This is a genomic window from Pseudooceanicola antarcticus (assembly GCF_900215355.1).
Taxonomy (GTDB): Bacteria; Pseudomonadota; Alphaproteobacteria; order Rhodobacterales; family Rhodobacteraceae; genus Pseudooceanicola; species Pseudooceanicola antarcticus.
Genome location: NZ_OBEA01000002.1, coordinates 675,669 through 699,683, shown reverse-complemented (window position 1 = coordinate 699,683; position 24,015 = coordinate 675,669). Strand labels below are relative to the sequence as shown.

Genomic DNA, 24,015 nt, shown 5'->3' with positions numbered 1-24,015 from the left:
GCGAGATCGGTACCGCCCGGAGGACTTCTCCGGGCGGTGTCGTTTGGGGGTCAGGGAGGGGGCGCTGCCCCCTCTTGTGCCCTTGCGGGCTCAATTCACCCCCGGAGTATTTCCAGCCTGGTGATGCACATGGGCGCCCGGAGTGGCAGACAGGGGTTTCCCGTGGCCGCCAGCATGGCAGCCGGGCGCCGATCACGAGAGCGGGACTTCCGGCGGCGGAGCGCTCTGGCTATGCTCCGGGCCATGATCAGATCTCTCGCCCTTGCCGCTGCCTGCTGCCTCCCTGCCGGGGGGGCGCTGGCGCATCCGCATATCTTCATCACCACCGCGCTGGAGCTGCAGGTCGATGACACCGGGCGTCTGACCGGGGTGGTCGTGACCTGGGATTACGACGAGATGTATTCCATGCTGCTGCTTGACGAGTTGCAGCTTGATCCCGATTACGACGGCATCCTGACCGAGGCAGAGCTGGCAGAGCTGGATGGCTACGACCTGAACTGGATGGAGGGGTTCGAGGGGGATCTCTATGTCTCGACCGCCGAGGGGCGGCCGGTGACGCTGGGACCGCCTGAGGGGCTTGGGGTCAGCTTCGACGACCAGACCTATGCCAGCCGCCACCTGCGGCCGCTGGAGCGCCCGCGCCCGGCCTCGGGGCTGGTGGTGAAGGCCTATGATCCGGGCTTCTATACCGCCTATGACCTGGGCGGCGGGGTCACCGTCAGCGGCAACCCGGCCTGTTCGGCCCGCATCATCCCGCCCGAGATCGACGAGAGCTACAAGGACCTGGCCGCCGAGCTGGCAGAGCTGCCGCCCGATGCGGAAGGCTATCCCCAGGTCGGCGAGACCTTCGCCGAGACCGTCCAGATCACCTGCGAGACCAAGTCATGAACCAGACCGCCCCTGCCCGGCCCCGCCTGCTGGCTCCGTCCCGTCTTCTTGGCCTGGCCCGCGTCGCCCTGCCAGCCGCCGGGCTGGTGGCCCTGCTGGGCATCGCCGCCTACCTCTGGCTCCTGGGCGGCATGGCGCAGCTGACCGCCTGGGCCTCGGGCGGGCAGCGCGAGGCCCAGAACGCCATGGCCGGCACCCTGCGCGCGCTGCGCGCCGGTGAACCCGGTGCCCTGGCGGCGCTCATGGGGCTCTGCTTTGCCTACGGGCTTTTCCATGCGGCGGGACCCGGACACGGCAAGCTGCTGATCGGCGGCTACGGGGTGTCGCAGAAGGTCACCGCGCTGCGGCTCTCGGGCCTGGCGCTGGCCTCGAGCCTGGCGCAATCGGCCAGCGCGGTGTTGCTGGTGACCGCCGGGATCGCGGTCCTGGACTGGAGCCGGGAGCGCATGGTGGGGCTGGCCGAGGACTGGCTGGCGCCTGCCTCCTACGCCGCTATCGGCATGGTCGGCGCCTGGCTGGCGCTGCGCGGGCTGCGCCACCTGTGGCAAAGGCTGCGCGCCGCGAAGGAGCCGGAAGATCACCGGCATCATCATGACCACGACGGGACATGTTCCTGCGGCCACCGCCATGGGCCGAGCGCCGAAGAGGCGGCACGGGTCAGCTCGTGGCGCGACGCGGTGCTGCTGATCGGAGCCATCGCCATTCGACCCTGCACCGGGGCGCTCTTCCTGCTGATCCTGACCTGGCGGATGGACATCCTGGCGGCGGGGATCGCGGGCACCTTCGCCATGGGGGTGGGGGTGGCCAGCGTGACCATCGGGGTCGCACTGGCCACGGTGTTTCTGCGCGCCGGCATATTCGATCAGGCCTCGGAGACGGGCAGTTGGGACATTGGGCCCTCTCCGCTGCTTTCTCTGGTCGAAATCCTCGCCGGCGCGCTCATCGCCTCCGCTGCCACTGGCCTCTTTCTGCACATGATCTGACCAGGCCCTGCAGGGGAAACGGACCGGATGGGGACACATCCGGGCAAACAGGACCCGATCGACAGTCGGGGCGAGGATCGGGACGGCCCCGAGGGGCCGCCATGCCGTGGCGCATCCGGAAGATGCGCTGATTTCAAAAGGGGACCTCCTCCGACCCGGTGCCGTTCGTCACGGCGGGGCCAATCCCGGTGGAAAGCCCTCGCGGGGCCTCCGTCTCAGGTGCGGCGGGTGCGCATCTCGTCGGCACGCGCCTCGGAACGCTGCGAGCCCTGCTGGCCGCGACGGGCCAGGGCAAAGGCCCATTTCTCTTCCAGCTCCCAGGTGATCTTCTCGATCAGGTCGCGGGAGGTGTCATGAGAAAGGATCGTGTAATCGCAGGTCGGCTCCTGGTTGCGCATGAAGATGCGGCTGATCATGTCACCGGCCGCCGGGCAGACGCAGAGCGCGCCGGAGCTGGCAAAGATCACCTGGTCCTCGTCGAACTCGAGCACGAAGACCTCGGGGGCAAAGATCGGGCGGCGGCGGGAAATGCCGCAGACCCCATCCAGCGCCTCGGCACGGATCAGCACGAAGGGATCGCCGAGCTCCTCCTCGGCGACATCGCTTTCCACCAGCACGCCTTGTCGCGGCAGAAGCAGCATCTCTTCACGGTTCCCGATCGCCCCGCGCGGCACATGAAGCGGCTGGAAGCGCGTGGGGCAGGCCCCATCGCCATCCCAGAGCGCCTTGCGCCGGATTCCGCGGAGGCTCTTGAGCCCGTTGTCAAATGTCAGGATGGCATCGCCTTCCGAGAGTTCCTCGACGTTCCGCCAGCCAAGGGCGGTGGCGACCCGGGTCCCTGCGACGATGCCGGAAAGGGCGGAATCCGCCCCCGTCCGACCATCGGAGCCGAGGTCGCCGTACCCACTTTCGGCCTCCTCTCTCCGACGCGCGTCGCGCCGTGTCTTCATCTCGAACATTCTGTCGTTTCCCGAATTTTTTTGACGGCTACTTCTGTAGCTCGCTTATGGCTTGTATTGCGCCCCACAACTGAGACGTGTCTTGGGACGAAATCAGGCGGAAAGGTGGCATTGTCTCATTTCCAGACACAAATTTTCCATCCACCGGAAATTGTCGACCCAATGGCTTGATCCAGCGCAAGTTGCGCTCAAATCAAGCCGATAGCCCAAGCTAAAGATGACTGCATCACATACTTTCAGGCCCATTTCGGACCTGCATCGCTGTACACAAGTTCGTTCTTGACACGAGGGAAGCCAAAATCGATGCGAAATGGCGTCAAGTTGCGCCGGAAGTGACCCAAAACAGGTCAGGAGGTCGATATGGCCCCCCGCAGCGCAATGAAATTGCTGGATTTATCGAGACGGGTGATTCGCGCACCCATGGGCCATCCTGGCGGGGCACGTCTTCGCTGGCCCTACCCGGATCGCGCTATCGAGCCCCAAACCTACGACCATTTGCCAATGACCTGTGGCGTTCGGGAGCGGCCTCGCAAGCACAATCCAAGGTTGATAATTTACCTCACGGGCCCGAGGCTTCGCGGTTGTCCAGCGGCTGGAGGTCCACCTCCATGAGTTGATTAACTGCAATTGAAGTACTCGATTAACTTGCAATACGATCAACTTAAATCACCTTTCTGATCTGTTTTGATCGATCTCGGAATGGGATCCAGAGCCGGATCAGACCCCTGTTTTGCCGCCCAGGCGAAGCGGAGCCAATTGCTCCTGCCGACCGGGCCGTGCTACTCTCGCCGCCAAGCAAGAGGCCGGGCACCCGCCCGAGTTGCAGGCCCGCAAGAGCAGTCCGGAAAGCAGGCCCATGACGGCATTGGAGAAGTATCAGCGGCTGGAAGCGGCGGCGCTGTGGCGTGAGGGGCCGCAGGCGCAGCGGCGTGACGTGATCATCTCGATCGGAGAGGCCACGATCACCATCGCAGACCTGAAGGACCAGCCCCTGACCCATTGGTCCATCGCCGCGCTGACCCGCGCCAATCCCGGCGCCCTGCCCGCGCTCTACCATCCCGATGGCGACCCCGAGGAGACGCTTGAACTCGCCGCCGACGAGGCCCAGATGATCGACGCGCTCGAGCAGCTGCGCAGCGCCGTGGCGCGGCGCAGGCCGCATCGCGGGCGCCTGCGGATGAGCATCATCGGCGGCTTCGCAGCCGGCATCTTGGCACTCGGCCTCTTCTGGCTGCCGGGCGCGCTGAAGGGTCATGCGCTCTCGGTTCTGCCGCAGGTCAAGCGCGACGAGATCGGCGCCCGGCTCTTTGCCGAGGTCCAGGGGCTGACCGGCGCACCCTGTGTGACGCCCGGCGGCACGCGGGCGCTGTCGCTGCTGTCGGCCCGTGTCACGCCTGAGGGGCGGCGGGCGCCTGAGCTGCACGTGGTCCGCTCCGGGCTGCGGGAAAGCCTGCACCTGCCGGGCAATATCCTGATCCTGGGCCGCGCCGTGGTCGAAGGCTACGAGGACCCCGAGATCCCGGCGGGCTTCGTGGTGGCCGAGATGCAGCGCGCCCATGCCCGCGACCCGATGGACAGGCTTCTGGACGAGGCCGGCATCGGCGCGGTGCTGCGCCTGCTCACGACCGGCAGCCTCGCCCCCGAGACGCTGAGCGACCACGCCCGCAGCCTGCTCAGCGCAGAGCCGGTGGATATCGGCCCCGCTGCCCTGCTGGAGGGCTTCCAGGCGGCGGGCATCCAGTCCCGTCCCTATGCCTTCGCCCGTGACATCACCGGAGAGACGGTCCTGCCGCTAATCGAGGGCGACCCCTACCCCTCCGGCGCGCCGGAGCCGGTCATGCGCGATGCCGACTGGCTGCGCCTGCAAGCGATCTGCGGCGGCTGAGGATCAGGGCACGGGCCGAAGTCTCTGGCTGATCAGTTCCGGGGGAAGGCGTCGTCGAAGCCTGCGCGGCGCGCGGCGGAAAGCCCATGCGCCAGGTCCGACGAACTGCTGAACGGACCAAGCAACACCACCTGGTAAGCGCCACTGGCAGTGATCTGCACCGGCAGCCCGGACGCGCGCATACGCGCGGCGGTCGCCTGGGCGTTGCCCGGCTGGCGGAAGCTGCCGACCTGCACGTAGCGATGCGAGGCAGTCGTCGCGTAGACCGGCGTAGCCTGGACGGGCGCGGCATAGCTGCCCGCGGCCACGGGCTGGGCCGTCACCGGCGCAAGCTGGCGCGGCACCTCCTGGGTCCAGACCCGATCCATCTGCGCCTTGCCCTCGAAGGTCTGCACCCCGCGATAGGGGTTCAGGCGGCCGTCGTCGAAGGCCGGGGCGTAGCCCTCTGGGACAGAGACCCCGGTGGTCGCATGGTAGCTCTGCTCGAAGACATGACGCGGCACGACGCGGGTACCCGGCGCAACCTCGCCCGGCTTCACGATCCGGGCCGGAACGGCCAGGCCCTTGCCCGCCGCATAGCTGCGGGTCTCGACCGAGGGCGGCGCATAGGGGCTGGGGCCACAGCTGATCTCATAGGGGCCGGGGCGGACATATTTCTGCGCCACCGGCGAGAGGTTGGGGCAGGCGGTGCCCCCCGTGGGCCGGGCCGGCGGCACGGCGAGGGGCCGAACCGGTGCCGGGGCGATGACCTGCACGGGCGCGGGTTCGACCACGGCCACGGCGGCGGGCCGGATGGCCGCCTTGCGCGGTGCGGGAGCGGGTGCCGCCGCAGGCTTTGCCGCCGTCGCGGCGGTTGCCGGGGCCTTGGCAACAGCAACCGGGGCCTCGGCCACGGGGGCCGCATTCTCGGGCTTGGCGGCAGTGATCGTCACCGCGCCGCCGGTCGAAGGGGCCGCGGGGGCCGCATTCCCGGCAATTCGGGTGGGTTGGAAACCGCAGACCACCTTGCGATCCCGCGACACGCGCGGCACCCAGGTGACCACCCCGTCGATACCGGCGCGGATATAGACGCAGCCCTTGCTGTCGACATATTGCGCGCCGGCATAGGAGGCAGGTGGGATCTCGGCCGGACCGTCGTCCCGGCGCAGGGATTGCGCCTCGGCGACATGCGGGCTCAGCCAGGGCAGAAGACCCAGGCCAAGCACCAGACAGGCGACCGGAAAAGACTTTCTACTCAACGTCATCATGCCCCCCAGCATATACCGCTGATCCTGACGCAGATGACAGGCTGAGTAAAGCGGCCATGGCTTATTTTGTGCCGAACATGCGGTCGCCCGCATCCCCTAGACCCGGCACGATATAGCCCAGCTCATTCAGATGGCTATCGAGAGAGGCGGTGACGATCGGCACATCGGGGTGTGCCTCCTTCATCCGCGCCACGCCCTCGGGGGCGGCCAGCAGGCAAAGGAAGCGGATATTCGTCGCGCCGGCCTGCTTCAGCAGGTCGATGGCGGCAACCGAGGAATTTCCCGTGGCCAGCATCGGATCGACGGCGATCACCAGGCGATCGTCGAGGTTCTCGGGCACCTTGAAGTAGTACTGCACCGGCTGCAGCGTCTCTTCATCGCGGTAGAGACCGACGAAGCCCACGCGGGCCGCCGGCACCAGCTCGAGGATACCGTCCAGCAGTCCGTTGCCTGCCCGCAGGATCGAGATCAGGGCCAGCTTCTTGCCGTCCAGCAGCGGCGCGTCCATCTCCTGCAGCGGGGTCTTGATGGTCTTGGTGGTCATCTCGAGGTTGCGGGTCACCTCGTAGGCCAGCAACTGCGAGATCTCGCGCAGCAGCTGCCGGAACTTCGCGGTCGAGGTCTCTTCCTCGCGCATCAGGGTCAGCTTGTGCTGGACCAGAGGGTGGGTGACGACGGTCAGATGCTCGGTCATGCGCGGGTCTCCAGGCGTTTGGCGAGTTTTTCTTTCGTGGCGGCATCGCAGAAGGCGGCCTCGAGGGCGGTCTGCGTGATCTGGCCGAAGACCTCTTCGTCCCAGCCGAAGGCATTGTGCAGCGCTTCGTATTCTTTCGCCATGGTGGAATGGAAGAAAGGCGGGTCATCGGTGGAAACGGTCACCTTCACACCGCGCTCGCGCAGCATCTCGATCGGATGGCAGCGGGTATTGGGGTAGATGCCGAGCGCCACGTTGGAGCCGGGGCAGACCTCAAGGATGATGCCTTCCTCGGCCAGCCGGTCGACCAGCTCGAGATCCTCGATGGCGCGGACGCCGTGACCGATGCGAGAGACCTTCAGATCATCCAGCGCATCCTTGATCGACTGCGGCCCGCCCCATTCGCCCGCATGGGCGGTAAGCTGAAGCCCGGCCTCGCGGCACATGTCGAAGGACCAGGCGAAGTCCTTGGGCTTGCCTGCCTTTTCATCTCCTGCAATGCCGAAACCGGTGATCCAGTCGCCGGCGGTCTCGGCGGCGCAGCGCGCGGTTTCCCTGGCCTTGTCCGGGCCGAAATGGCGGATGCAGGTGATGATCCCGCGCATGGTGATGCCCAGGTCGCGCTCGGCGCGGTCGGCGGCTTCGCGGATGGCGTGCAGGTATTCCTTCCAGGCCCCCAGGTCGCGGCCACCGCAGAAATCGGGGCTGAGGAAGGTCTCGGTATAGATGACACCCGAGGCGGCGCTTTCCTCCAGCACCGCCGTGGTCAGACGGGCGTAATCCTCGGGGGTCTTCAGCACCTCCGTGGCGGCCTCGTAGACCTTGAGGAAATGCCAGAAGTCCTCGTAGGCGTAATGGCCCTGCTCGTCGAAGATCCCCCCCAGGTCGACCTTCTTTTCACCCGCCAGGCGGCGGATGAACTCGGGCGGGGCGGCACCTTCGTGGTGAAGGTGCAACTCCAGCTTGGGGAAGGCGGCGAAATCGGCGGCTTCGGTCATATCAGGCTCCTGCCCGGCCCCAGAGCCGGAACGTCGAGATGGGCGGCCACGGTGGCCGCCACATCGGTGAATTGGCAGAGGCCGAGGTTTCCCCCCGCGCCCCGGTCAGACAGTCCGGCGATCAACACGGGCACGCGTTCGCGCGTGTGATCCGAGCCGGTCCAGCTGGGGTCGTTGCCATGGTCGGCGGTGATCAGCAGCATGTCTCCGGGACGAAGCCCCGCGATCACCTGGCCGATCCGTGCGTCGAACCATTCCAGCGCGCGGGCATATCCGGCAATATCGCGGCGATGTCCATAGAGGCTATCGAATTCCACGAAATTGGCAAAGGTCAGAGACCCCTCTTCGGCCTCCTCCACCAGACGGTCGAGCTGGTCCATCAGGTCCGAATCCGGCCCCTTCACCACGTCGTCGATCCCCTGCATCGAGAAGATGTCGCCGATCTTGCCAACGCCGTGCACCTTGCCGCCTGCGGCCTGCACCCAGTCGCACAGACCGGGGCTGGGCAGGGCCACGGCATAGTCGCGGCGATTGGCGGTGCGGGTGAAATTGCCGGGCTCTCCGACGAAGGGACGAGAGATCACGCGCCCCACCTTCATCTTGTGCAAAACCGGGGCAAGCGCTTTGCAAAGCTCCTGGAGGCGCTGATTTCCAAAGCTTTCCTCATGCGCCGCGATCTGGAACACCGAGTCGGCAGAGGTGTAGCAGATGGGTTTTCCGGTCCGCATGTGCTCTTCGCCCAGATCGGCGATGATCCTGGTGCCCGAGGCATGGCAATTGCCGAGGATGCCATCGACCCCGGCCAGCTTGCAGACCTCCTGGACCAGCTCGTCCGGGAAGGACGGAGTCGTATCGGGGAAATAGTGCCAGTCCCAGGGCACCGGTACGCCCGCCAGCTCCCAATGGCCAGAGGGGGTGTCCTTGCCGGGAGAGACCTCCGAGGCTGCGGCATAAAGCCCGGTGACCGGGGCTGCGAGGCCGGGGGCCGCGGCGCCCGAGGCCAGCGTCACCGCCTCGCCCAGGCCAAGGGCGGCCAGATTGGGCAGATGGAGCGGCCCGGAGCGCCCCTCGTCGGCACGGCCCGCGGCGCAGGCCTCGGCGATATGGGCCAGGGTATTGGCGCCGCTATCGGGGGTGGAGCCATTGAAGAAGCGATCCGCGTCGGGCGCACCGCCGATGCCGACCGAATCCATGACGACAAGAAATGCGCGGCTCATCCGGTGATCCTTTCCAATACGAGGGGTAGCGCCTCAGGCGCGGTCCCACCCAGCGAGATCGCGGCCCGGACCTGATCCACGGCGGCCTCAGCCGTCTCGAGCCTTGCCGCATGAACGCGGGCAAGCACTTGACCCTTCTCGACTTTCTGACCCGTCCGCACCATGTCCGAAAGGCCCACGGAAGGGTCGATCCTGTCACCTTCGACCTGGCGCCCTCCGCCCAGCTCGACCACCGCCAGGCCCAGGGCCTCGCCCGCCATGGCGGTGACAACGCCAGCCTCAGGCGCGGTCACCTCGAGGATGACGTTGGCCTCGGGCAGGAAGCGCTGCCAGTCGTCGACGAATTGCACGGGCCCGCCCATGCGCGCGACCATGCGGCCGAAACGTTCGGCCGCGGCGCCGGAGCTCAGCGCCTCGTCAAGCTTTCGCGCGCCCTCTTCGGCAGAGCCCGCAAGGCCCGCCTGCACCAGCAGGCCCGCGCCCAGGGCGATGGACAATTCGGCCAGTCGCCCGCGGGTCTGGCCGGTCAGAACCTTCATGGATTCAGCCACTTCCAGCGCGTTGCCAAGGGCCGGGGCCAAGGGTTGCGACATGTCGGTCAGCAAAGCCTCGGTCGCGCAGCCCGCCGCATTGGCGGTCGAGACCAGCGCCCGCGCCAGGGCCCGCGCGTCATCCGCCGTCTTCATGAAAGCGCCAGAGCCGCACTTCACGTCCAGCACCAGCGCATCCAGCCCGGCGGCCAGCTTCTTGGACAGGATCGAGGCGGTTATCAGGTCGAGGCTTTCCACCGTCGCCGTCACGTCGCGGATCGCGTAGAGCCGTCGGTCGGCAGGCGCGATGTCATGCGAGGCGGCGACGATGGCGCAGCCCGCCTCGGCGGTGACAGCGCGGAACGCCGTTTCCGAGACCTCGGTGCTAAGTCCCGGAATTGCTTCCATCTTGTCCAGCGTACCGCCGGTGTGACCCAGCCCGCGCCCCGAGATCATCGGCACATAGCCACCGCAGGCCGCCAGCATCGGCGCCAGCACCAGGCTGACGCAATCGCCGACCCCGCCGGTGGAGTGCTTGTCGATGGCAGGCCCCGGCAGATCCCAGCTGAGCACCCGACCCGAGTCGCGCATGGCACGGGTAAGCGCCACCCGCCCTGCCTCGCCCAGCCCATTCAACAGCACCGCCATGGCAAAGGCCCCGGCCTGGGCGTCGGAGACGTAGCCCTCGGCCAATCCCTTGGCAAACCACGAGATATCCTCTGCCGAGGGGGTCTCTCCATCGCGCAGAGCGGCGATGATCCGTCGCGCGTCCATGTCAGTCTTTCATGTGCTCGGCGGTAAACTTGCCCGGCAGCAGCTCGGCCAGCGTCATCTCCAGCTTCTCACCCGAGAGCGTGTACATGGACACCTTCACATCGCCCTTCCCGAACTCCGACAGCTTCTGCCGGCAGCCACCACAGGGCGGCACGGGGGCGGTGGCATCGGCGATCACGGCCACCTCGGAAACCTCGCTCTGTCCGCCGAGGATCATTGCCGCAATCGCCCCGGCTTCGGCGCAAGTGCCTTCGGGATAAGCAACATTTTCCACGTTCACGCCCTGGAAGACCTCGCCCGAAGGGGTGCGGATCGCCGCGCCTACCTTGAACTTGGAATAGGGCGCGTAAGCTTTTTCGTAAGCTTCCGTTGCAGCCTGCAGCAGATCCATCTTCATCTCCGTGTTAAGTTGGGCGTCAAAGCGCCATCGGGCGCAGTCTTCCGGGGCCTTGGACGAATGGCAAGGGCTAACGCCGCACCGCCCGCCAGCGCGCCCTGCCGCATCGGGGAAACCGGCCGTTCACCGCCTCGTGCCCAAGGCAGGGCTTTCCCCGGCGGGTAAGATAGTTTAACGCCAAACTACTTTCTGGACTGAGAGGCCAAAGATGTCCGACACCGGCTCGAACCCCGACAAGACCAGCTTCCGCAACGCCGCGCTGGCCTACCACGAGAACCCGAAACCCGGAAAGCTGGAGGTGCGCGCCACCAAGCCGCTGGCCAATGGCCGCGACCTGTCGCTGGCCTATTCTCCCGGCGTCGCCGAGGCCTGCCTCGAGATCAAGGACGATGCCTCCAACGCTTCGCGCTACACGGCGCGCGGCAACCTGGTGGCCGTGGTCTCCAACGGGTCTGCCGTGCTGGGGCTGGGCAACATCGGGGCGCTGGCCTCGAAGCCGGTGATGGAAGGCAAGGCCGTTCTCTTCAAGAAGTTCGCCGGGATCGACTGCTTCGACATCGAGGTCAACGAGAGCGACCCCGAGAAGCTTGCGGATATCGTCTGCGCGCTGGAGCCCACCTTCGGCGCGATCAACCTTGAAGACATCAAGGCCCCCGATTGCTTCATCGTCGAGAAACTGTGCCGCGAGCGGATGAACATCCCCGTCTTCCATGACGACCAGCACGGCACCGCCATCGTGGTGGGGGCTGCAGCCACCAACGCCCTGCGGGTGGCCGGCAAGAATTTCGAGGACGTCAAGATCGTCTCGACCGGCGGCGGCGCGGCGGGCATCGCCTGTCTCAACATGCTGCTCAAGCTGGGCGTGAAGCGCGAGAATGTCTGGCTCTGCGATATCCATGGCCTGGTCTACGAGGGCCGTGAAGAGGACATGAACCCGCAGAAGGCCGCCTTCGCACAACGCTCGGACAAGCGGACCCTGGCCGAGGTGATCGAGGGCGCGGACATGTTCCTGGGCCTCTCCGGCCCCGGCGTCCTGAAGCCCGAGCTGGTCAGCCAGATGACCGCGCAGCCGATCATCTTCGCCCTTGCGAACCCCACCCCCGAGATCATGCCGGACGAGGCCCGCAAGGTGGCGCCCGACGCGATCATCGCCACGGGCCGCAGCGATTTTCCCAACCAGGTCAACAACGTCCTCTGTTTCCCCTTTATCTTCCGGGGTGCGCTGGATGTCGGTGCGACCGAGATCAACGACGAGATGCAGATCGCCTGCATCGAGGGGATCGCGGCCCTGGCCCGTGCCACCACCTCGGCCGAAGCCGCCGCCGCCTACCAGGGCGAAAAGCTGACCTTCGGCGTCGATTACCTGATCCCCAAGCCCTTCGATCCGCGACTTTCGGGCGTGGTCTCGACCGCCGTTGCCAAGGCGGCCATGGAGTCCGGCGTGGCGACGCGTCCGCTCGAGGATGTCGCAGCCTACAAGGCGCGCCTCAATGGCTCGGTCTTCAAGTCGGCGCTGCTGATGCGTCCGGTCTTCGAGGCCGCCGGCACCGCCGCGCGTCGCATCGTCTTCGCCGATGGCGAGGATGAGCGCGTGCTGCGCGCCGCCCAGGCCATCCTCGAGGAAACGCCCGAGCAGCCGATCCTCATCGGCCGCCCCGATGTCATCGCCTCGCGCTGCGAACGGGCCGGCCTGACGATCCGTCCGGGCGAAAGCTTCCACGTGGTGAACCCGGAAAGCGATCCGCGCTATCGTGACTACTGGACGACCTACCACAAGATCATGTGCCGCAAGGGCGTCACCCCGGACCTCGCCCGCGCAATCATGCGCACCAATACCACGGCGATTGCCGCGGTCATGGTGCATCGCGGCGAGGCGGATTCGCTGATCTGCGGCACCTTCGGCGAATACCGCTGGCACCTGAAGTACATCCAGCAGATCCTCGGCCGCCCCGAGCGCCGCCCCCATGGCGCGCTCTCGCTGATGATCCTTGAGGATGGCCCTCTCTTCCTCGCCGACACCCATGTCTGGTCGGATCCGACGGCTGAAGAGATCTCTCAGGCGGTCATCGGCGCGGCCCGTCACGTGAAGCGCTTCGGCCTCGTGCCCAAGATCGCGCTCTGCGGCCGTTCGCAATTCGGCAACCAAGATACCGAGACCGCCCGCCGTCTGCGCGGCGCAATGGAGATCCTGGACCAGAAGCCCCGAGATTTCTTCTACGAGGGCGAGATGAACGTCGACTCGGCGCTCGACCCGGAGCTGCGCGAGCGCGTCTTCCCCGGCAGCAGGCTGCAGGGAGCGGCAAACGTGCTGGTCTTCGGCCAGGCGGATGCGGCCTCGGGCGTGCGCAACATCCTGAAGATGAAGGGTGGCGCGCTGGAGGTTGGGCCGATCCTGATGGGCATGGGCAACTGCGCCCATATCGTCAGCCCCTCGATCACGGCGCGCGGGCTGCTCAACATGGCCGCCATCGCCGGCACGCCGGTCGCTCACTACAGCTGATCCGCGAATCCCTGCACAGCGGATATATCTTTCCGCTGTGCAGAATTTTGCAGCAATGGCTTTGCATACTTTGCAAAACTCGCTGCCCTTTGCCGATTTCTGAATATTTCCGGTAGGTTTGCAAAACTTTGCAGGACAACTTGTCGCGGTTTTGCAAATTCATCCCCTCCTGCGCCCTGACGCGCCATTTCGCCGCTTGCCCGATCAGGAACCCCTCCCCTACCCTTTACCCAGGGAGATGAAGGAGGAGTCTCATGTCCTATAAGGAGGTCTACGCCGCCTGGCAGGCGAACCCCGAGGCATTCTGGATGCAGGCCGCAGAGGCCATCGACTGGGAGGAAAAGCCAAGCAAGGCGCTCTTTGACGACAAGGCACCGATCTACGAGTGGTTCTCGGACGGGATGGTCAACGCCTGCTGGAACGCGGTGGACCGGCACGTCGAGGCGGGCCGGGGCGACCAGATCGCCATCCAGCACGAAAGCCCGATCACCCATGCCACCAAGGGCATCACCTATGCCGAGCTGCAAAGGCGCGTCGCCTCGCTGGCGGGTGCGCTGCGGATGCGCGGCGTCGAGAAGGGCGATCGCGTCATCATCTACATGCCGATGATCCCCGAGGCGCTGGAGGCCATGCTGGCCTGCGCCCGCCTGGGCGCCGTGCATTCGGTGGTCTTCGGCGGTTTCGCCGCCCATGAGCTGGCCGTGCGGATCGACGATTGCACCCCCAAGGCCATCATCGCCGCCTCCTGCGGGCTCGAGCCGAACCGGGTGGTGCACTACAAGCCGCTGCTCGACGAGGCCATCGAGATCGCTGCACACAAGCCCGAGTTCTGCGTGATCTTCCAGCGTGAACAAGAGGTTGCCAAGCTGGTCGAGGGGCGTGACTTCTCCTGGCACGGGTTCCAATACGGCGTGAAGCCCGCCGAATGCGTGCCGGTCGAGGGCAATCACCCGGCCTATATCCTCTATACCTCGGGCACCACGGGCCAGCCCAAGGGGGTCGTGCGGCACACCGGCGGGCACCTGGTCGCGCTGCAATGGTCGATGAAGAACGTCTACAATATCGACGCCGGAGACCGCTTCTGGGCCGCCTCGGACGTGGGCTGGGTCGTCGGCCACAGCTATATCTGCTACGGCCCGCTGCTGGCCGGGGCCACCACCGTGGTCTTCGAGGGCAAGCCCGTCGGCACACCTCACCCCGGTGTCTTCTGGCGCATCATCCAGAACCAGCGCATCAAGAGCTTCTTCACCGCCCCGACCGCCCTGCGCGCCATCAAGCGCGAGGACCCGGATGGCGAGTGGATCCGCCGCTACAAGGCCCATGAGCTGCAGGCCATCTACCTGGCCGGCGAGCGCGCCGACCCCGATACGATCAAATGGGCACAGAAACACTTCGGCGTGCCCGTGATCGACCACTGGTGGCAGACCGAGACCGGCTGGGCCATCGCGGCCAACCCCCTGGGGATAGAGGAACTTCCGGTCAAGCTGGGCTCTCCCTCCGTGCCGATGCCGGGCTATGACGTGCAGGTGCTGGGCGAGGACGGCCACCCCCTGCCCGCCGGAGAGCTGGGCGCCATCGCCATCAAGCTGCCGCTGCCACCCGGCACCCTGCCGACGCTCTGGAACGCCGAAGAGCGCTACCTGAAGTCCTACCTGACCACCTTCCCCGGCTACTACGAGACCGGCGATGCGGGCATGGTGGACGAGGATGGCTACCTCTACATCATGGCGCGCACCGACGATGTGATCAACGTGGCCGGGCACCGGCTTTCGACCGGCGCGATGGAGGAGGTCCTGGCCTCTCACCCGGATGTGGCCGAATGCGCGGTGATCGGGATGTCCGACAAGCTGAAGGGTCAGGCTCCGCTGGGCTTCCTTTGCCTCTCGGCGGGCGTGAACCGCGAACATGCCGAGATCGTGAAGGAATGCGTGGCGCTGGTGCGCGAGCAGATCGGCCCGGTCGCGGCCTTCAAGCAGGCGGTGGTGGTCGACCGGCTGCCCAAGACGCGTTCGGGCAAGATCCTGCGCGCGACGATGGTGAAGATTGCCGATGGCGAGAGCTACAAGATGCCCGCGACCATCGACGATCCGGCGATCCTCGACGAGATCCGCGTGGCGTTGAAATCCATCGGCCTCGCGCCGGAGACCCAGGACTGCTGAGGCCATAGCCTTGAAAAAAAGGGAAAAGGGCGGCCAGATGGCCGCCCTTTCTCTACAATCAGCGTGGTGTCAGTACTTCTTTTCGAAGTCACGCACCTGGGCTTCGGCCTCGTCCTTGGCAACGCCGTAGCGCTCCTGGATCTTGCCGACCAGCTGCTCGCGGCGACCGTCGATCAAGTCGACGTCGTCTTCGGTCAGCTTGCCCCATTGGGCGATCGCCTCGCCCTTGATTTGCTTCCAATTGCCTTCGATACGATCCCAGTTCATAGGGTCCTCCTTTCGGGCAGGTTGCGGATGCGCCTTGCATCCGTCATCCGAAGAACCCGCCAGAGAGGTGGAAGTTCCGCGCAAAGATTTCCTCTTTGCGGTGGAACCCGTGGCGTCAGACGAATTGCTCGCGGATCAGACGCTCTTCCAGGCCGTGGCCCGGATCGAAGAGGATACGGTGCGAAACCGAGGGGTCAGAGCCCACCTCGACGGACAGGACGTTCGACACCGAGCGGCGGCTGTCCGCATCGGCCATGATCGGGCGTTTCTCGGGCTCCAGCACGTCGAAACGGATCTTTGCCTCTTTTGGCAGCAGCGCACCGCGCCAACGCCGGGGCCGGAAGGGGGCGATGGCCGTCAGGGCCAGCACGTCAGATCCGATGGGCAGGATCGGCCCATGGGCCGAGTAATTATAGGCCGTCGATCCCGCGGGCGTCGCCAGCAGGGCACCGTCACAGACCAGCTCGTCCATGCGCACCCGCCCGTCGACCGAGATCCGCAGCTTCGCCGCCTGCGGACCCGCGCGCAACAGGGATACCTCGTTGATCGCAAGGGCTTCCTGCACCTTGCCGTCGGCGCGCGTGGCACGCATGTGGAGAGGATTGATCACCTCTTCCTCGGCGCCCTCAAGGCGTTGCACCAAGTCAACTTCGTTGAATTCATTCATCAAAAAGCCGACGGTGCCACGGTTCATGCCATAGACCGGCGCCGGCAGCGCCTGGGTGCGGTGCAGCGTCGCCAGCATGAAGCCATCACCGCCCAGGGCAACGATCACATCCGCCTCCGCCTCGGGCACGGCGCCGTAACGGGCAGACAGGCTCTTGCGTGCCGCCTGCGCCGTCTGCCCCCGACTGGCGGTAAACGCGATCTTGATGCTCATCTGCCGTGCCTCCGCGAAGCCCCGTCTCCGGGTGCAACCGCCGGTTTCCGAAAGCTTTCATTCGGGTCCGAAACAAGCACAAATCCCCGCAGCGCACCAGCCCCGGCCAGCAAAGCGCACCATTACGCCGCTTTTCATGATCATCATGACGATTTGGGGCCTTCCGACCTCGCGGCCAAAGCGCTAACTAGCCCTGAACCTGACCAAGGAGAACGCCCATGTCGGATACCGGCTTTTTCACTGAGGCCCTCGAAGCCCGCGATCCCGAGATCTTCGGCGCGATCACGAAGGAGCTGGGCCGCCAGCGCAACGAGATCGAGCTGATCGCCTCGGAGAACATCGTCAGCCTTGCCGTGCTTCAGGCACAGGGTTCGGTCATGACCAACAAGTATGCCGAGGGCTATCCGGGCAAGCGCTACTACGGTGGCTGCCAATACGTCGACATCGCCGAGGAACTGGCGATCGAGCGCGCCAAGGATCTGTTCGGCTGCGGCTTCGCCAACGTGCAGCCCAACTCCGGCAGCCAGATGAACCAGGCGGTCTTCCTGGCGCTGCTGAAGCCCGGCGACACCTTCATGGGGCTGGACCTGAACTCCGGTGGTCACCTGACCCACGGCAGCCCGGTGAACATGTCCGGAAAGTGGTTCAACGTCGTCTCCTACGGCGTTAGAAAGCAAGATGAATTGCTTGACATGGACGCCATCCGCGAGAGCGCGCTCGAGCACAAGCCCAAGCTGATCGTCGCCGGTGGCACCGCCTATTCCCGCGTCTGGGACTGGGCCAAGTTCCGCGAGATCGCGGATGAGGTCGGCGCCTACCTGATGGTCGACATGGCGCATATCGCGGGCCTCGTGGCCGGCGGCCAGCATCCCTCGCCCCTGCCCCACGCCCATGTCTGCACCACCACCACGCACAAGTCGCTGCGCGGCCCCCGTGGCGGCATGATCCTGACCAACGACGCGGATATCGCCAAGAAGATCAACTCGGCCGTCTTCCCCGGCCTGCAGGGCGGCCCGCTCATGCATGTGATCGCCGCCAAGGCCGTGGCCTTCGGTGAGGCGCTGCGCCCCGAGTTCAAGGACTATGCCGCCCAGGTGGTGAAGAACGCCCAGGCCATGGCCGACCAGCTGATGAAGGGTGGAATCAACATCGTCTCTGGCGGCACCGACAACCACCTCTGCCTGGCTGACCTGCGCCCCAAGGGCGTCACCGGCAAGGCCGCAGAGGCCGCCCTGGGCCGTGCGCATATCACCTGCAACAAGAACGGCGTGCCGTTTGACCCGGAAAAACCCTTTGTGACCAGCGGCATCCGCCTTGGTGCCCCGGCGGGCACCACGCGCGGCTTCGGTGAAGCAGAGTTCCGTCAGATCGCCGACTGGATCGTCGAAGTGGTCGACGGCCTGGCCGCCAACGGCATCGACGACAACGCCGAAGTCGAGGCCAAGGTGAAGGCCGAAGTCGAAGCCCTCTGCGCGAAGTTCCCGCTTTACGCCGAGATGTGATCCCTGGCCTGGGGCGTCCGTCGCGGCGCCCCTTGCCACGCCCTTTCGGGCAGAGTAGGCCTCGGCCATGAAGATCGTCAGGGATTACCAGTTCGTCTCGGAAGCCGAGCGTGGCGCCGTTGTCGCCATCGGCAATTTCGACGGCATCCACCTCGGCCACCAGGCCGTTCTGGACATCGCGCGCGCCGAGGCCCAGCGTCTCTCTGCGCCCCTTGGCGTGATGACCTTCGAGCCCCACCCCCGCCAGTTCTTTGCCCCCGATGCCCCGCCCTTCCGGCTGACCAATGCCGCCGCGCGCGCGCATCGGCTCGAGAAGCTGGGCGTCGACGTGCTCTACGAGCTCAGCTTCACCTCCGCCCTCGCCGCGCTCAGCCCCGAGGAATTCGCCAAGGGCGTGCTCTCGGATGGGCTTGGTGCACGGCACGTCGTGGTGGGCGCAGATTTCCACTTCGGCGCCAAACGGGCCGGGAAAGTTGAGGATCTGCAAAAATACGGCGAATCCGAGGGATTTGGCACCTCCGTAGCGCAGCTTTTGGAAAGGAAAGGTTTAGAGGTTTCCTCTACTGCCATCCGAAAGGCGCTGTCGGACGGGTTGCCGCGGGATGCGGCGGCCATGCTGGGGCACTGGCATCGCATCGAAGGCACGGTGATCCGTGGCGATCAGCGCGGCCGTGACCTGGGCTTTCCCACCGCCAACATGGCGCTGACCGATCTGCACCGCCCGCGCTTCGGCGTCTACGCAGTTTTGGTCGATGTGCTGACCGGACCCCATGCCGGCAGCTACCATGGGGCCGCCTCTCTTGGCCTGCGCCCGACCTTCGGCGGGCAGGAACCCAACCTCGAGACCTATCTCTTCGATTTCCGCGGCGACCTTTACGGCTCGCAGATCTCGGTCGGTCTCGTCGATTTCCTGCGACCCGAAGAGAAATTCACTGATATCAACGCCTTGATCGAACAGATGGACCGCGACTGCCTACAGGCACGGGACATCCTGGGCACGCTATGAGCGACGGTCGGATCCCCCGCGACGGGCTGCGAGAGCGTTTCTGGGAGACGGTCCCGCTGAAGCGCATGACCGTGGCCGAATGGGAAGCGCTTTGCGACGGCTGCGGCAAATGCTGCCTCAACAAGCTTGAAGATGAAGAGACCGGCGAGGTGGCGCTGACCAATGTCGCCTGCCGTCTGCTGGACGGAGACAGCTGTCTCTGCTCGCAATACCCGATCCGACACCAGTTCGTGCCCGAATGCATCACGCTGAAGCTACAGAACCTCGACAGCCACATGTATTGGATGCCGCAGAGCTGTGCCTATCGGCTGCTGCATGAGGGACGGCCTCTATATGACTGGCACCCCTTGATTTCCGGTGATCCGGAGTCGGTCCACAAGGCCGGGGTCTCGGTCCGGGGCATGACCGTGCCCGAGTTCGAGGTCGATGACGACGAATGGGAGGATCACATCATAGAGGAACCGCTCTGATGTACTTTGCATCCGACAACGCAGGCCCCGCCCACCCCAAGGTGATCGAGGCCATGACCCGTGCCAACGAAGGTTTCGCCATGCCCTATGGCAATGACGAGATCATGGAGGGCGTCCGCGCGCGCCTGCGCGAGATTTTCGAGGCCCCCGAAGCCGCGGTTTACCTGGTCGCCACCGGCACCGCCGCGAACTCGCTGGCGCTGGCCACCCTGTCGGAGCCCTGGCAGACGGCCTATTGCTCTCCGGTCGCCCATGTTTACGAAGATGAATGCAATGCGCCCGAGTTCTACATGGGCGCGGGCAAGCTGACCCCGGTTGGCAACAGCGACAAGATCGCGCCCTCGGACCTGGCCGCCGTGATGGGCGATAGCGCCGATATCGCGGTGCATTCTGCGCAGCCCGGTCCGCTGACGATTACGCAAGCCACTGAAAAGGGACGCATCTATTCTTGTGAAGAGATCGCCGCGCTGACAGAGGTTGCCGCACGCGCGGGCCAGCCCACCCATCTCGACGGGGCCCGTTTCGCCAACGCGCTGGTGGCGCTCGGCTGCACACCGGCCGAGATGACCTGGCGCGCGGGTGTCGATGCGGTCAGCTTCGGCGGTACCAAGAACGGCTGCGTCGGGGTCGAGGCGGTCATCTTCTTCAACCCCGAGAAAGCCTGGGAATTCGAGCTGCGCCGCAAGCGTGGCGCGCATCTCTTCTCGAAGCACCGCTACCTCTCGGCCCAGATGCAGGCCTATCTGCAAGACGATCTCTGGCTCGACCTGGCGCGGCGCTCGAATGCCAACATGGGCGTCTTGTCCAGGGGCATGAAAGAGATCGGTGCCGTCTTCGAGCATGAGCCCCAGGCCAATATCCTCTTTGCCGCGCTGCCCCGCGCCACCCACCGCCGCCTGCAGGAGGCCGGAGCGCGCTATTGCCTGCATGGTTCGACCGAGGGGGACGACGACGAGATGCTCTCGGCCCGCTTCGTCTGCGACTGGTCCCTGCCCGAGAGTGAAATCTCGCGTTTCCTGGACCTCGCCCGAGGCTAGATCATCAGGCCAGCACCCCAAGGGCTTGCGCGCGCAGCTTCATGCGATGCGCAAGCATTTACGCTTTCGCAAGATCCGCAATTTTCAAGGCAGGCATAATTGCTTGCGCGGCACAGCTCAGGCATAGCCTGAATTTCGCCACGCAAGCAATTTCACTTTCTTCGATTTCCCCGGTCGTGCTCTGCCTTGCAGGGAAAGCCGCTGGCAATCAGCCCGGTCCAGCCCTAGCCGCTGACCGGGCTTTCACATTCGGCCCAGAAGTTCTGAACCTCCCTCGCCACCGCACCGGGGTGCGACAGCGGCCCCATGTGGCCCGTGCCCTCGATCACGCTGCGCCGCGCCCAGGGCATCTCGGCTTGCAAGGCGGCATTGATCCGCGAGACATAGATCGGGCTTTCAGAGCCATCCATCAGCAGCACCGGGCAGGAGAGCCCCGCCAGCCGCTTCTCGGAAAGCATCCCGACCGGGTCACCATAGTTGGTATCCCGGATCGCATTGATCAGATGGACCCGTTCGGCAAAGCTGCGGCGTTGTGCCTCGGGCAGGGCCTCCCAGGGGCGGCCATCGCCCCAGACCGCCATGAAGGCGCGCGCGGCCCCTTCTCGGTCGCCCGCCTCCCAGGCCTGCTGGTAGGGCGCGAGCTGCGCGTTGTGATGCGCCTCAAGTCCGGGAAAGGCGCGGAAGGCGGGGGTGAAGAACACCGGCTCGTAGAGCGCGAGGGAGCGCACCAGATCAGGCCGGTCCACCGCCAGCCGCAGCGCCACGGTGGCGCCGAAGGAATGCCCCAGCACGTCGAGCGGCGCGCCGAAATCCTCTGCCGCCGCCTCTGCCAGGCGGCGCGCCTGCAGCTGGAAGCTCTGTCCCTCATCCCATTCGGGCCCCTGCCCGTGCCCCGGCAGATCCACCGCCAGGGCCTGCACCGGCAGCGCCCGCGCCATCCCGGCCCAGGCCCCGCCATGGGCCAGAGAACAGTGCAACATCAGCACCTTGCGCCCCTCCTTCCCCCAGAGGTAGCGCCCTTCGCTGCGCATCAGAGCCGGCCCGTGAGATGGGCTTCAAGGTCGGCCAGCCTGTCCTGCCCCCAGAAGCGTTCCGTCCCGTCGACGATATAGAAGGGAGAGCCGAAGACCCCGTTCGCCACAGCCTCCTCCGTATTGGCCACGAAGGTCTCGGCGCCGGTCAGCAAGCCGCTGTCGGCCAGCCCCGGATCGAAGCCCGCCTGGTCCAGCGCCTCGCGGATCACCTCGTCCTCGGCGATGTTCTTCTCTTCGGCCCAGCAGGCGCGCAGCAGCAGTTGCACCAGCTTGCCCGTGTCGCCGCCCCCGGCCTTCTCGGCCGCGATCACCGCGTAGCTCGCGGGCGCGGGGTTGGTCGGGAAATAGGCGGGCTGCAGCACCAGGTCCATGCCCAGCTTCTTCCGCGCGCGCTTCAGCTCCTGCATGCGGTACTCGACCCGCGCCGGGGGCCGCTCACCCAGGGCCGTGCCCCCGGTCTGCGCGAAAACCTTCATCAGATCCACCGGCTTGTAGGCGATGCTTGCCCCGGTGCGGGCGGCGATCTGCTCCAGCCCGTCGCCGGCCAGGTAGGTCCAGGGAGATACAGGCGTGAAATAATAGTCGATATGGGGGGCCAAGTGCTCTCTCCTCGGAGTTGTGCCGTTTGGCAAGACGTTAGCGGGGTGCTAAGGCGTGATCAACGTCACGAATCTGTCATTCCGAGCCCGCTGCGGGCCGCTGCCTCCCGGAGACACCCAATGCCGAACATTATCGAACCCAAGCTGATCGCGGGCAATTCGAACATGCCGCTGGCGACATCCATCGCCCGCCGCATGTCGATGCACCGCGGCATGAATGTCGGCCTGGTCGACGCGCGGGTCGAGCGCTTCAATGACGGCGAGATCTTCGTCGAGGTCTTCGAGAACGTCCGCGGCGAAGACATGTTCGTGATCCAGTCGACCTCGAACCCCGCCAACGACAACCTGATGGAACTGCTGATCATGACCGACGCGCTGCGCCGTTCCTCGGCCAGCCGCATCACCGCCGTGATCCCCTACTTCGGCTATGCCCGCCAGGACCGCCGCACCAAGGCCCGGACCCCGATCAGCGCCAAGCTGGTTGCCAACATGCTGGTCGAAGCCGGTGTCGAGCGCGTGCTGACGATGGATCTGCACGCCGCGCAGATCCAGGGCTTCTTCGACATCCCGGTCGACAACCTCTATGCCAGCCCGATCTTTGCCCTTGATATCAAAGAGAAATTCAAGGATCGCCTGGACGAGATCATGGTCGTCTCGCCGGACGTCGGCGGCGTGGCCCGTGCCCGCGAGCTGGCCAAGCGCATCAACGCCCCGCTGTCCATCGTCGACAAGCGCCGCGAGAAGCCGGGCGAAGTGGCCGAGATGACGGTCATCGGCGACGTGAAGGACAAGATCTGCGTCATCGTCGACGACATGTGCGACACCGCCGGCACGCTCTGCAAGGCGGCCGAGCTGCTGCTCGATTTCGGCGCCAAGGAAGTGCATGCCTATATCTCGCACGGCGTGCTCTCGGGCCCCGCGGTCGAGCGGATCACCAACTCGGTGATGGAGAACCTGGTGATCACCGACTCCATCGCCGCCACCGAACCCGTTGCCAATTGCCAGAAGATCCGCGTGCTGCCGACCGCCCCGATGTTCGCCCAGGCGATCCTCAACATCTGGAACGGCACCTCGGTCTCCTCGCTCTTCGAGCAGGGCACGCTGGAGCCGATCTACGAAGGCTTCTTCCGCGGCTGAGCCGCGGGGCCACCCTCAGGGCCTGAGCCTGGGGGCGGGGTTAACCCCGCCCTACCTGGGCGTGCGGGGCTCTGGCGCCCCGGCTGCGGAACGCGCCCGGATCGCCCTTGTTAACAAGGGCGAATCGCCACCGAACGCAACATCGGTATCACGTCGGTATCCTGTCGGTATCGCATCGGTGCGAAACACCGACACGCCTCCGGTTAACGCAGCGCACGGCGCCGGGCCCGAAGGCACCACCGCCGCCGCAGCCCCTGATTGCATCACCAGGCTGAAAATACTCCGGGGGTGAATTGAGCCCGCACGGGCTCAAGAGGGGGCAGCGCCCCCTCCCCTCTTCGCCGCGAAGAACCCCTTCAGCAGCTCTTCCGCCTCACGCGCCGCGATCCCGTCCAGTACCTCGGGCACGTGATGGGCCTGGGGCTGGGCGAAGATCCTCGGCCCCTGCGCCACGCCCCCCGACTTCGGGTCCGCCGCGCCATAGACCAGCCGGGCGATCCGCGCGGCCGAGATCACGGCGGCGCAGAAGGGACAGGGCTCGAGCGTGACGTAAAGCACGTGGCCCGGCAGCCGCTCCGACCCCGCCTGCGCACAGGCCTCCCGGATCACCAGCACCTCGGCATGGGCCGTGGGGTCCGACAGCTCTCGGGTGCGGTTGCCCGCGCGGGCCACCACCCGGCCATCGGGGGCCACCAGGACCGCCCCCACCGGCACCTCGCCCCGCGCGGCGGCGGCGCGGGCTTCGGCCAGGGCCGCCTCCATATGAGAGGTAAATTGCGGGTGTTTCTTGCTCATCAGCCTTCTCTGCCCGCACAGAAGCGCTTTCGCAAGCGCGCAACCTGCGCTAGAGCC

Annotated in this window: 22 protein-coding genes; 10 read left to right on the top strand and 12 right to left on the bottom strand. The window is 66.0% G+C overall.

Annotation, left to right across the window (positions count from 1 at the left end; genetic code table 11):
* Positions 1-243 precede the first annotated feature (243 nt).
* Entirely contained in the window at positions 244-888 is a 645-nt protein-coding gene (locus CRO50_RS07785) for a DUF1007 family protein (RefSeq protein WP_157791721.1), read from the top strand.
* Complete coding sequence (locus tag CRO50_RS07780; RefSeq protein WP_097145301.1) at positions 885-1,871, top strand: nickel/cobalt transporter; 987 nt, start codon at positions 885-887, stop codon at positions 1,869-1,871. The genes CRO50_RS07785 and CRO50_RS07780 overlap by 4 nt, the downstream gene beginning before the upstream one ends.
* 215 nt (positions 1,872-2,086) lie before the next feature.
* On the opposite strand, the gene CRO50_RS07775 is transcribed toward CRO50_RS07780, so the two are convergent.
* Entirely contained in the window at positions 2,087-2,830 is a 744-nt protein-coding gene (locus CRO50_RS07775; protein WP_097145300.1) for a Hint domain-containing protein, read from the bottom strand.
* Positions 2,831-3,686: 856 nt separating this feature from the next.
* Here CRO50_RS07775 and CRO50_RS07770 point away from each other — a divergent pair.
* Positions 3,687-4,715, top strand: coding sequence for a hypothetical protein (locus CRO50_RS07770; RefSeq protein WP_097145299.1), 1,029 nt, complete (start codon positions 3,687-3,689; stop codon positions 4,713-4,715).
* Positions 4,716-4,747: 32 nt separating this feature from the next.
* Here CRO50_RS07770 and CRO50_RS07765 read toward each other — a convergent pair whose 3' ends face one another.
* The 6 genes from CRO50_RS07765 to CRO50_RS07740 all read right to left on the bottom strand — a co-directional run bounded on the left by CRO50_RS07765 (position 4,748) and on the right by CRO50_RS07740 (position 10,566).
* Positions 4,748-5,959, bottom strand: coding sequence for an SPOR domain-containing protein (locus CRO50_RS07765; protein WP_143516874.1), 1,212 nt, complete (start codon positions 5,957-5,959; stop codon positions 4,748-4,750).
* A 64-nt stretch (positions 5,960-6,023) separates the two neighbouring features.
* The gene (upp, locus tag CRO50_RS07760; protein ID WP_097145297.1) at positions 6,024-6,656 is read right to left on the bottom strand and encodes a uracil phosphoribosyltransferase; all 633 of its coding nucleotides are present in this window, start codon (positions 6,654-6,656) and stop codon (positions 6,024-6,026) included.
* Complete coding sequence (locus CRO50_RS07755) at positions 6,653-7,654, bottom strand: adenosine deaminase (RefSeq protein WP_097145296.1); 1,002 nt, start codon at positions 7,652-7,654, stop codon at positions 6,653-6,655. The genes upp and CRO50_RS07755 overlap by 4 nt, the downstream gene beginning before the upstream one ends.
* Positions 7,651-8,871 (bottom strand): phosphopentomutase, encoded by a 1,221-nt coding sequence (locus CRO50_RS07750; RefSeq protein ID WP_097145295.1) that lies wholly within the window; start codon positions 8,869-8,871, stop codon positions 7,651-7,653. The genes CRO50_RS07755 and CRO50_RS07750 overlap by 4 nt, the downstream gene beginning before the upstream one ends.
* Entirely contained in the window at positions 8,868-10,175 is a 1,308-nt protein-coding gene (locus tag CRO50_RS07745) for a thymidine phosphorylase (RefSeq protein WP_097145294.1), read from the bottom strand. The genes CRO50_RS07750 and CRO50_RS07745 overlap by 4 nt, the downstream gene beginning before the upstream one ends.
* Position 10,176: 1 nt before the next feature.
* On the bottom strand, positions 10,177-10,566 hold the full coding sequence (locus tag CRO50_RS07740; RefSeq protein ID WP_179747221.1) for a cytidine deaminase: 390 nt from the start codon (positions 10,564-10,566) through the stop codon (positions 10,177-10,179).
* A 214-nt stretch (positions 10,567-10,780) separates the two neighbouring features.
* On the opposite strand from CRO50_RS07740, the gene CRO50_RS07735 reads away from it, so the two are divergent.
* Positions 10,781-13,072, top strand: a complete 2,292-nt coding sequence (locus CRO50_RS07735) for an NADP-dependent malic enzyme (RefSeq protein ID WP_097145292.1) — start codon at positions 10,781-10,783, stop codon at positions 13,070-13,072.
* 254 nt (positions 13,073-13,326) lie between these two features.
* Positions 13,327-15,231 carry a propionyl-CoA synthetase gene (locus CRO50_RS07730; protein ID WP_097145291.1) on the top strand — a complete coding sequence of 635 codons (1,905 nt, stop codon included), beginning with the start codon at positions 13,327-13,329 and terminating at the stop codon, positions 15,229-15,231.
* Between the two features lie 69 nt (positions 15,232-15,300).
* Here the strand turns inward: CRO50_RS07730 and CRO50_RS07725 are convergent, their stop codons facing one another.
* Both CRO50_RS07725 and CRO50_RS07720 read right to left on the bottom strand, forming a co-directional pair.
* Entirely contained in the window at positions 15,301-15,498 is a 198-nt protein-coding gene (locus CRO50_RS07725) for a CsbD family protein (RefSeq protein WP_097145290.1), read from the bottom strand.
* Between the two features lie 115 nt (positions 15,499-15,613).
* Complete coding sequence (locus tag CRO50_RS07720; protein ID WP_097145289.1) at positions 15,614-16,378, bottom strand: NAD kinase; 765 nt, start codon at positions 16,376-16,378, stop codon at positions 15,614-15,616.
* Positions 16,379-16,596: 218 nt separating this feature from the next.
* Between CRO50_RS07720 and glyA the strand changes: the two genes are divergently transcribed.
* From glyA to CRO50_RS07700, 4 genes are all read left to right on the top strand, one after another.
* The gene (glyA, locus tag CRO50_RS07715) at positions 16,597-17,880 is read left to right on the top strand and encodes a serine hydroxymethyltransferase (protein WP_097145288.1); all 1,284 of its coding nucleotides are present in this window, start codon (positions 16,597-16,599) and stop codon (positions 17,878-17,880) included.
* A 67-nt stretch (positions 17,881-17,947) separates the two neighbouring features.
* Positions 17,948-18,886 (top strand): bifunctional riboflavin kinase/FAD synthetase, encoded by a 939-nt coding sequence (locus CRO50_RS07710; protein WP_097145287.1) that lies wholly within the window; start codon positions 17,948-17,950, stop codon positions 18,884-18,886.
* Positions 18,883-19,356, top strand: coding sequence for a YcgN family cysteine cluster protein (locus CRO50_RS07705; protein ID WP_097145286.1), 474 nt, complete (start codon positions 18,883-18,885; stop codon positions 19,354-19,356). The genes CRO50_RS07710 and CRO50_RS07705 overlap by 4 nt, the downstream gene beginning before the upstream one ends.
* Entirely contained in the window at positions 19,356-20,393 is a 1,038-nt protein-coding gene (locus tag CRO50_RS07700; protein ID WP_097145285.1) for a threonine aldolase family protein, read from the top strand. Before CRO50_RS07705 ends, CRO50_RS07700 begins: the two co-directional genes overlap by 1 nt.
* Before the next feature lie 224 nt (positions 20,394-20,617).
* Here the strand turns inward: CRO50_RS07700 and CRO50_RS07695 are convergent, their stop codons facing one another.
* Entirely contained in the window at positions 20,618-21,373 is a 756-nt protein-coding gene (locus CRO50_RS07695; protein WP_232617733.1) for an alpha/beta fold hydrolase, read from the bottom strand.
* Positions 21,374-21,423: 50 nt separating this feature from the next.
* Complete coding sequence (locus CRO50_RS07690) at positions 21,424-22,026, bottom strand: 2-hydroxychromene-2-carboxylate isomerase (protein ID WP_179747220.1); 603 nt, start codon at positions 22,024-22,026, stop codon at positions 21,424-21,426.
* A gap of 120 nt (positions 22,027-22,146) precedes the next feature.
* Between CRO50_RS07690 and CRO50_RS07685 the strand changes: the two genes are divergently transcribed.
* Positions 22,147-23,163, top strand: a complete 1,017-nt coding sequence (locus CRO50_RS07685; protein WP_097145283.1) for a ribose-phosphate pyrophosphokinase — start codon at positions 22,147-22,149, stop codon at positions 23,161-23,163.
* A gap of 309 nt (positions 23,164-23,472) precedes the next feature.
* Here CRO50_RS07685 and CRO50_RS07680 read toward each other — a convergent pair whose 3' ends face one another.
* Positions 23,473-23,958, bottom strand: a complete 486-nt coding sequence (locus CRO50_RS07680) for a nucleoside deaminase (protein ID WP_097145282.1) — start codon at positions 23,956-23,958, stop codon at positions 23,473-23,475.
* Between the last annotated feature and the right edge of the window lie 57 nt (positions 23,959-24,015).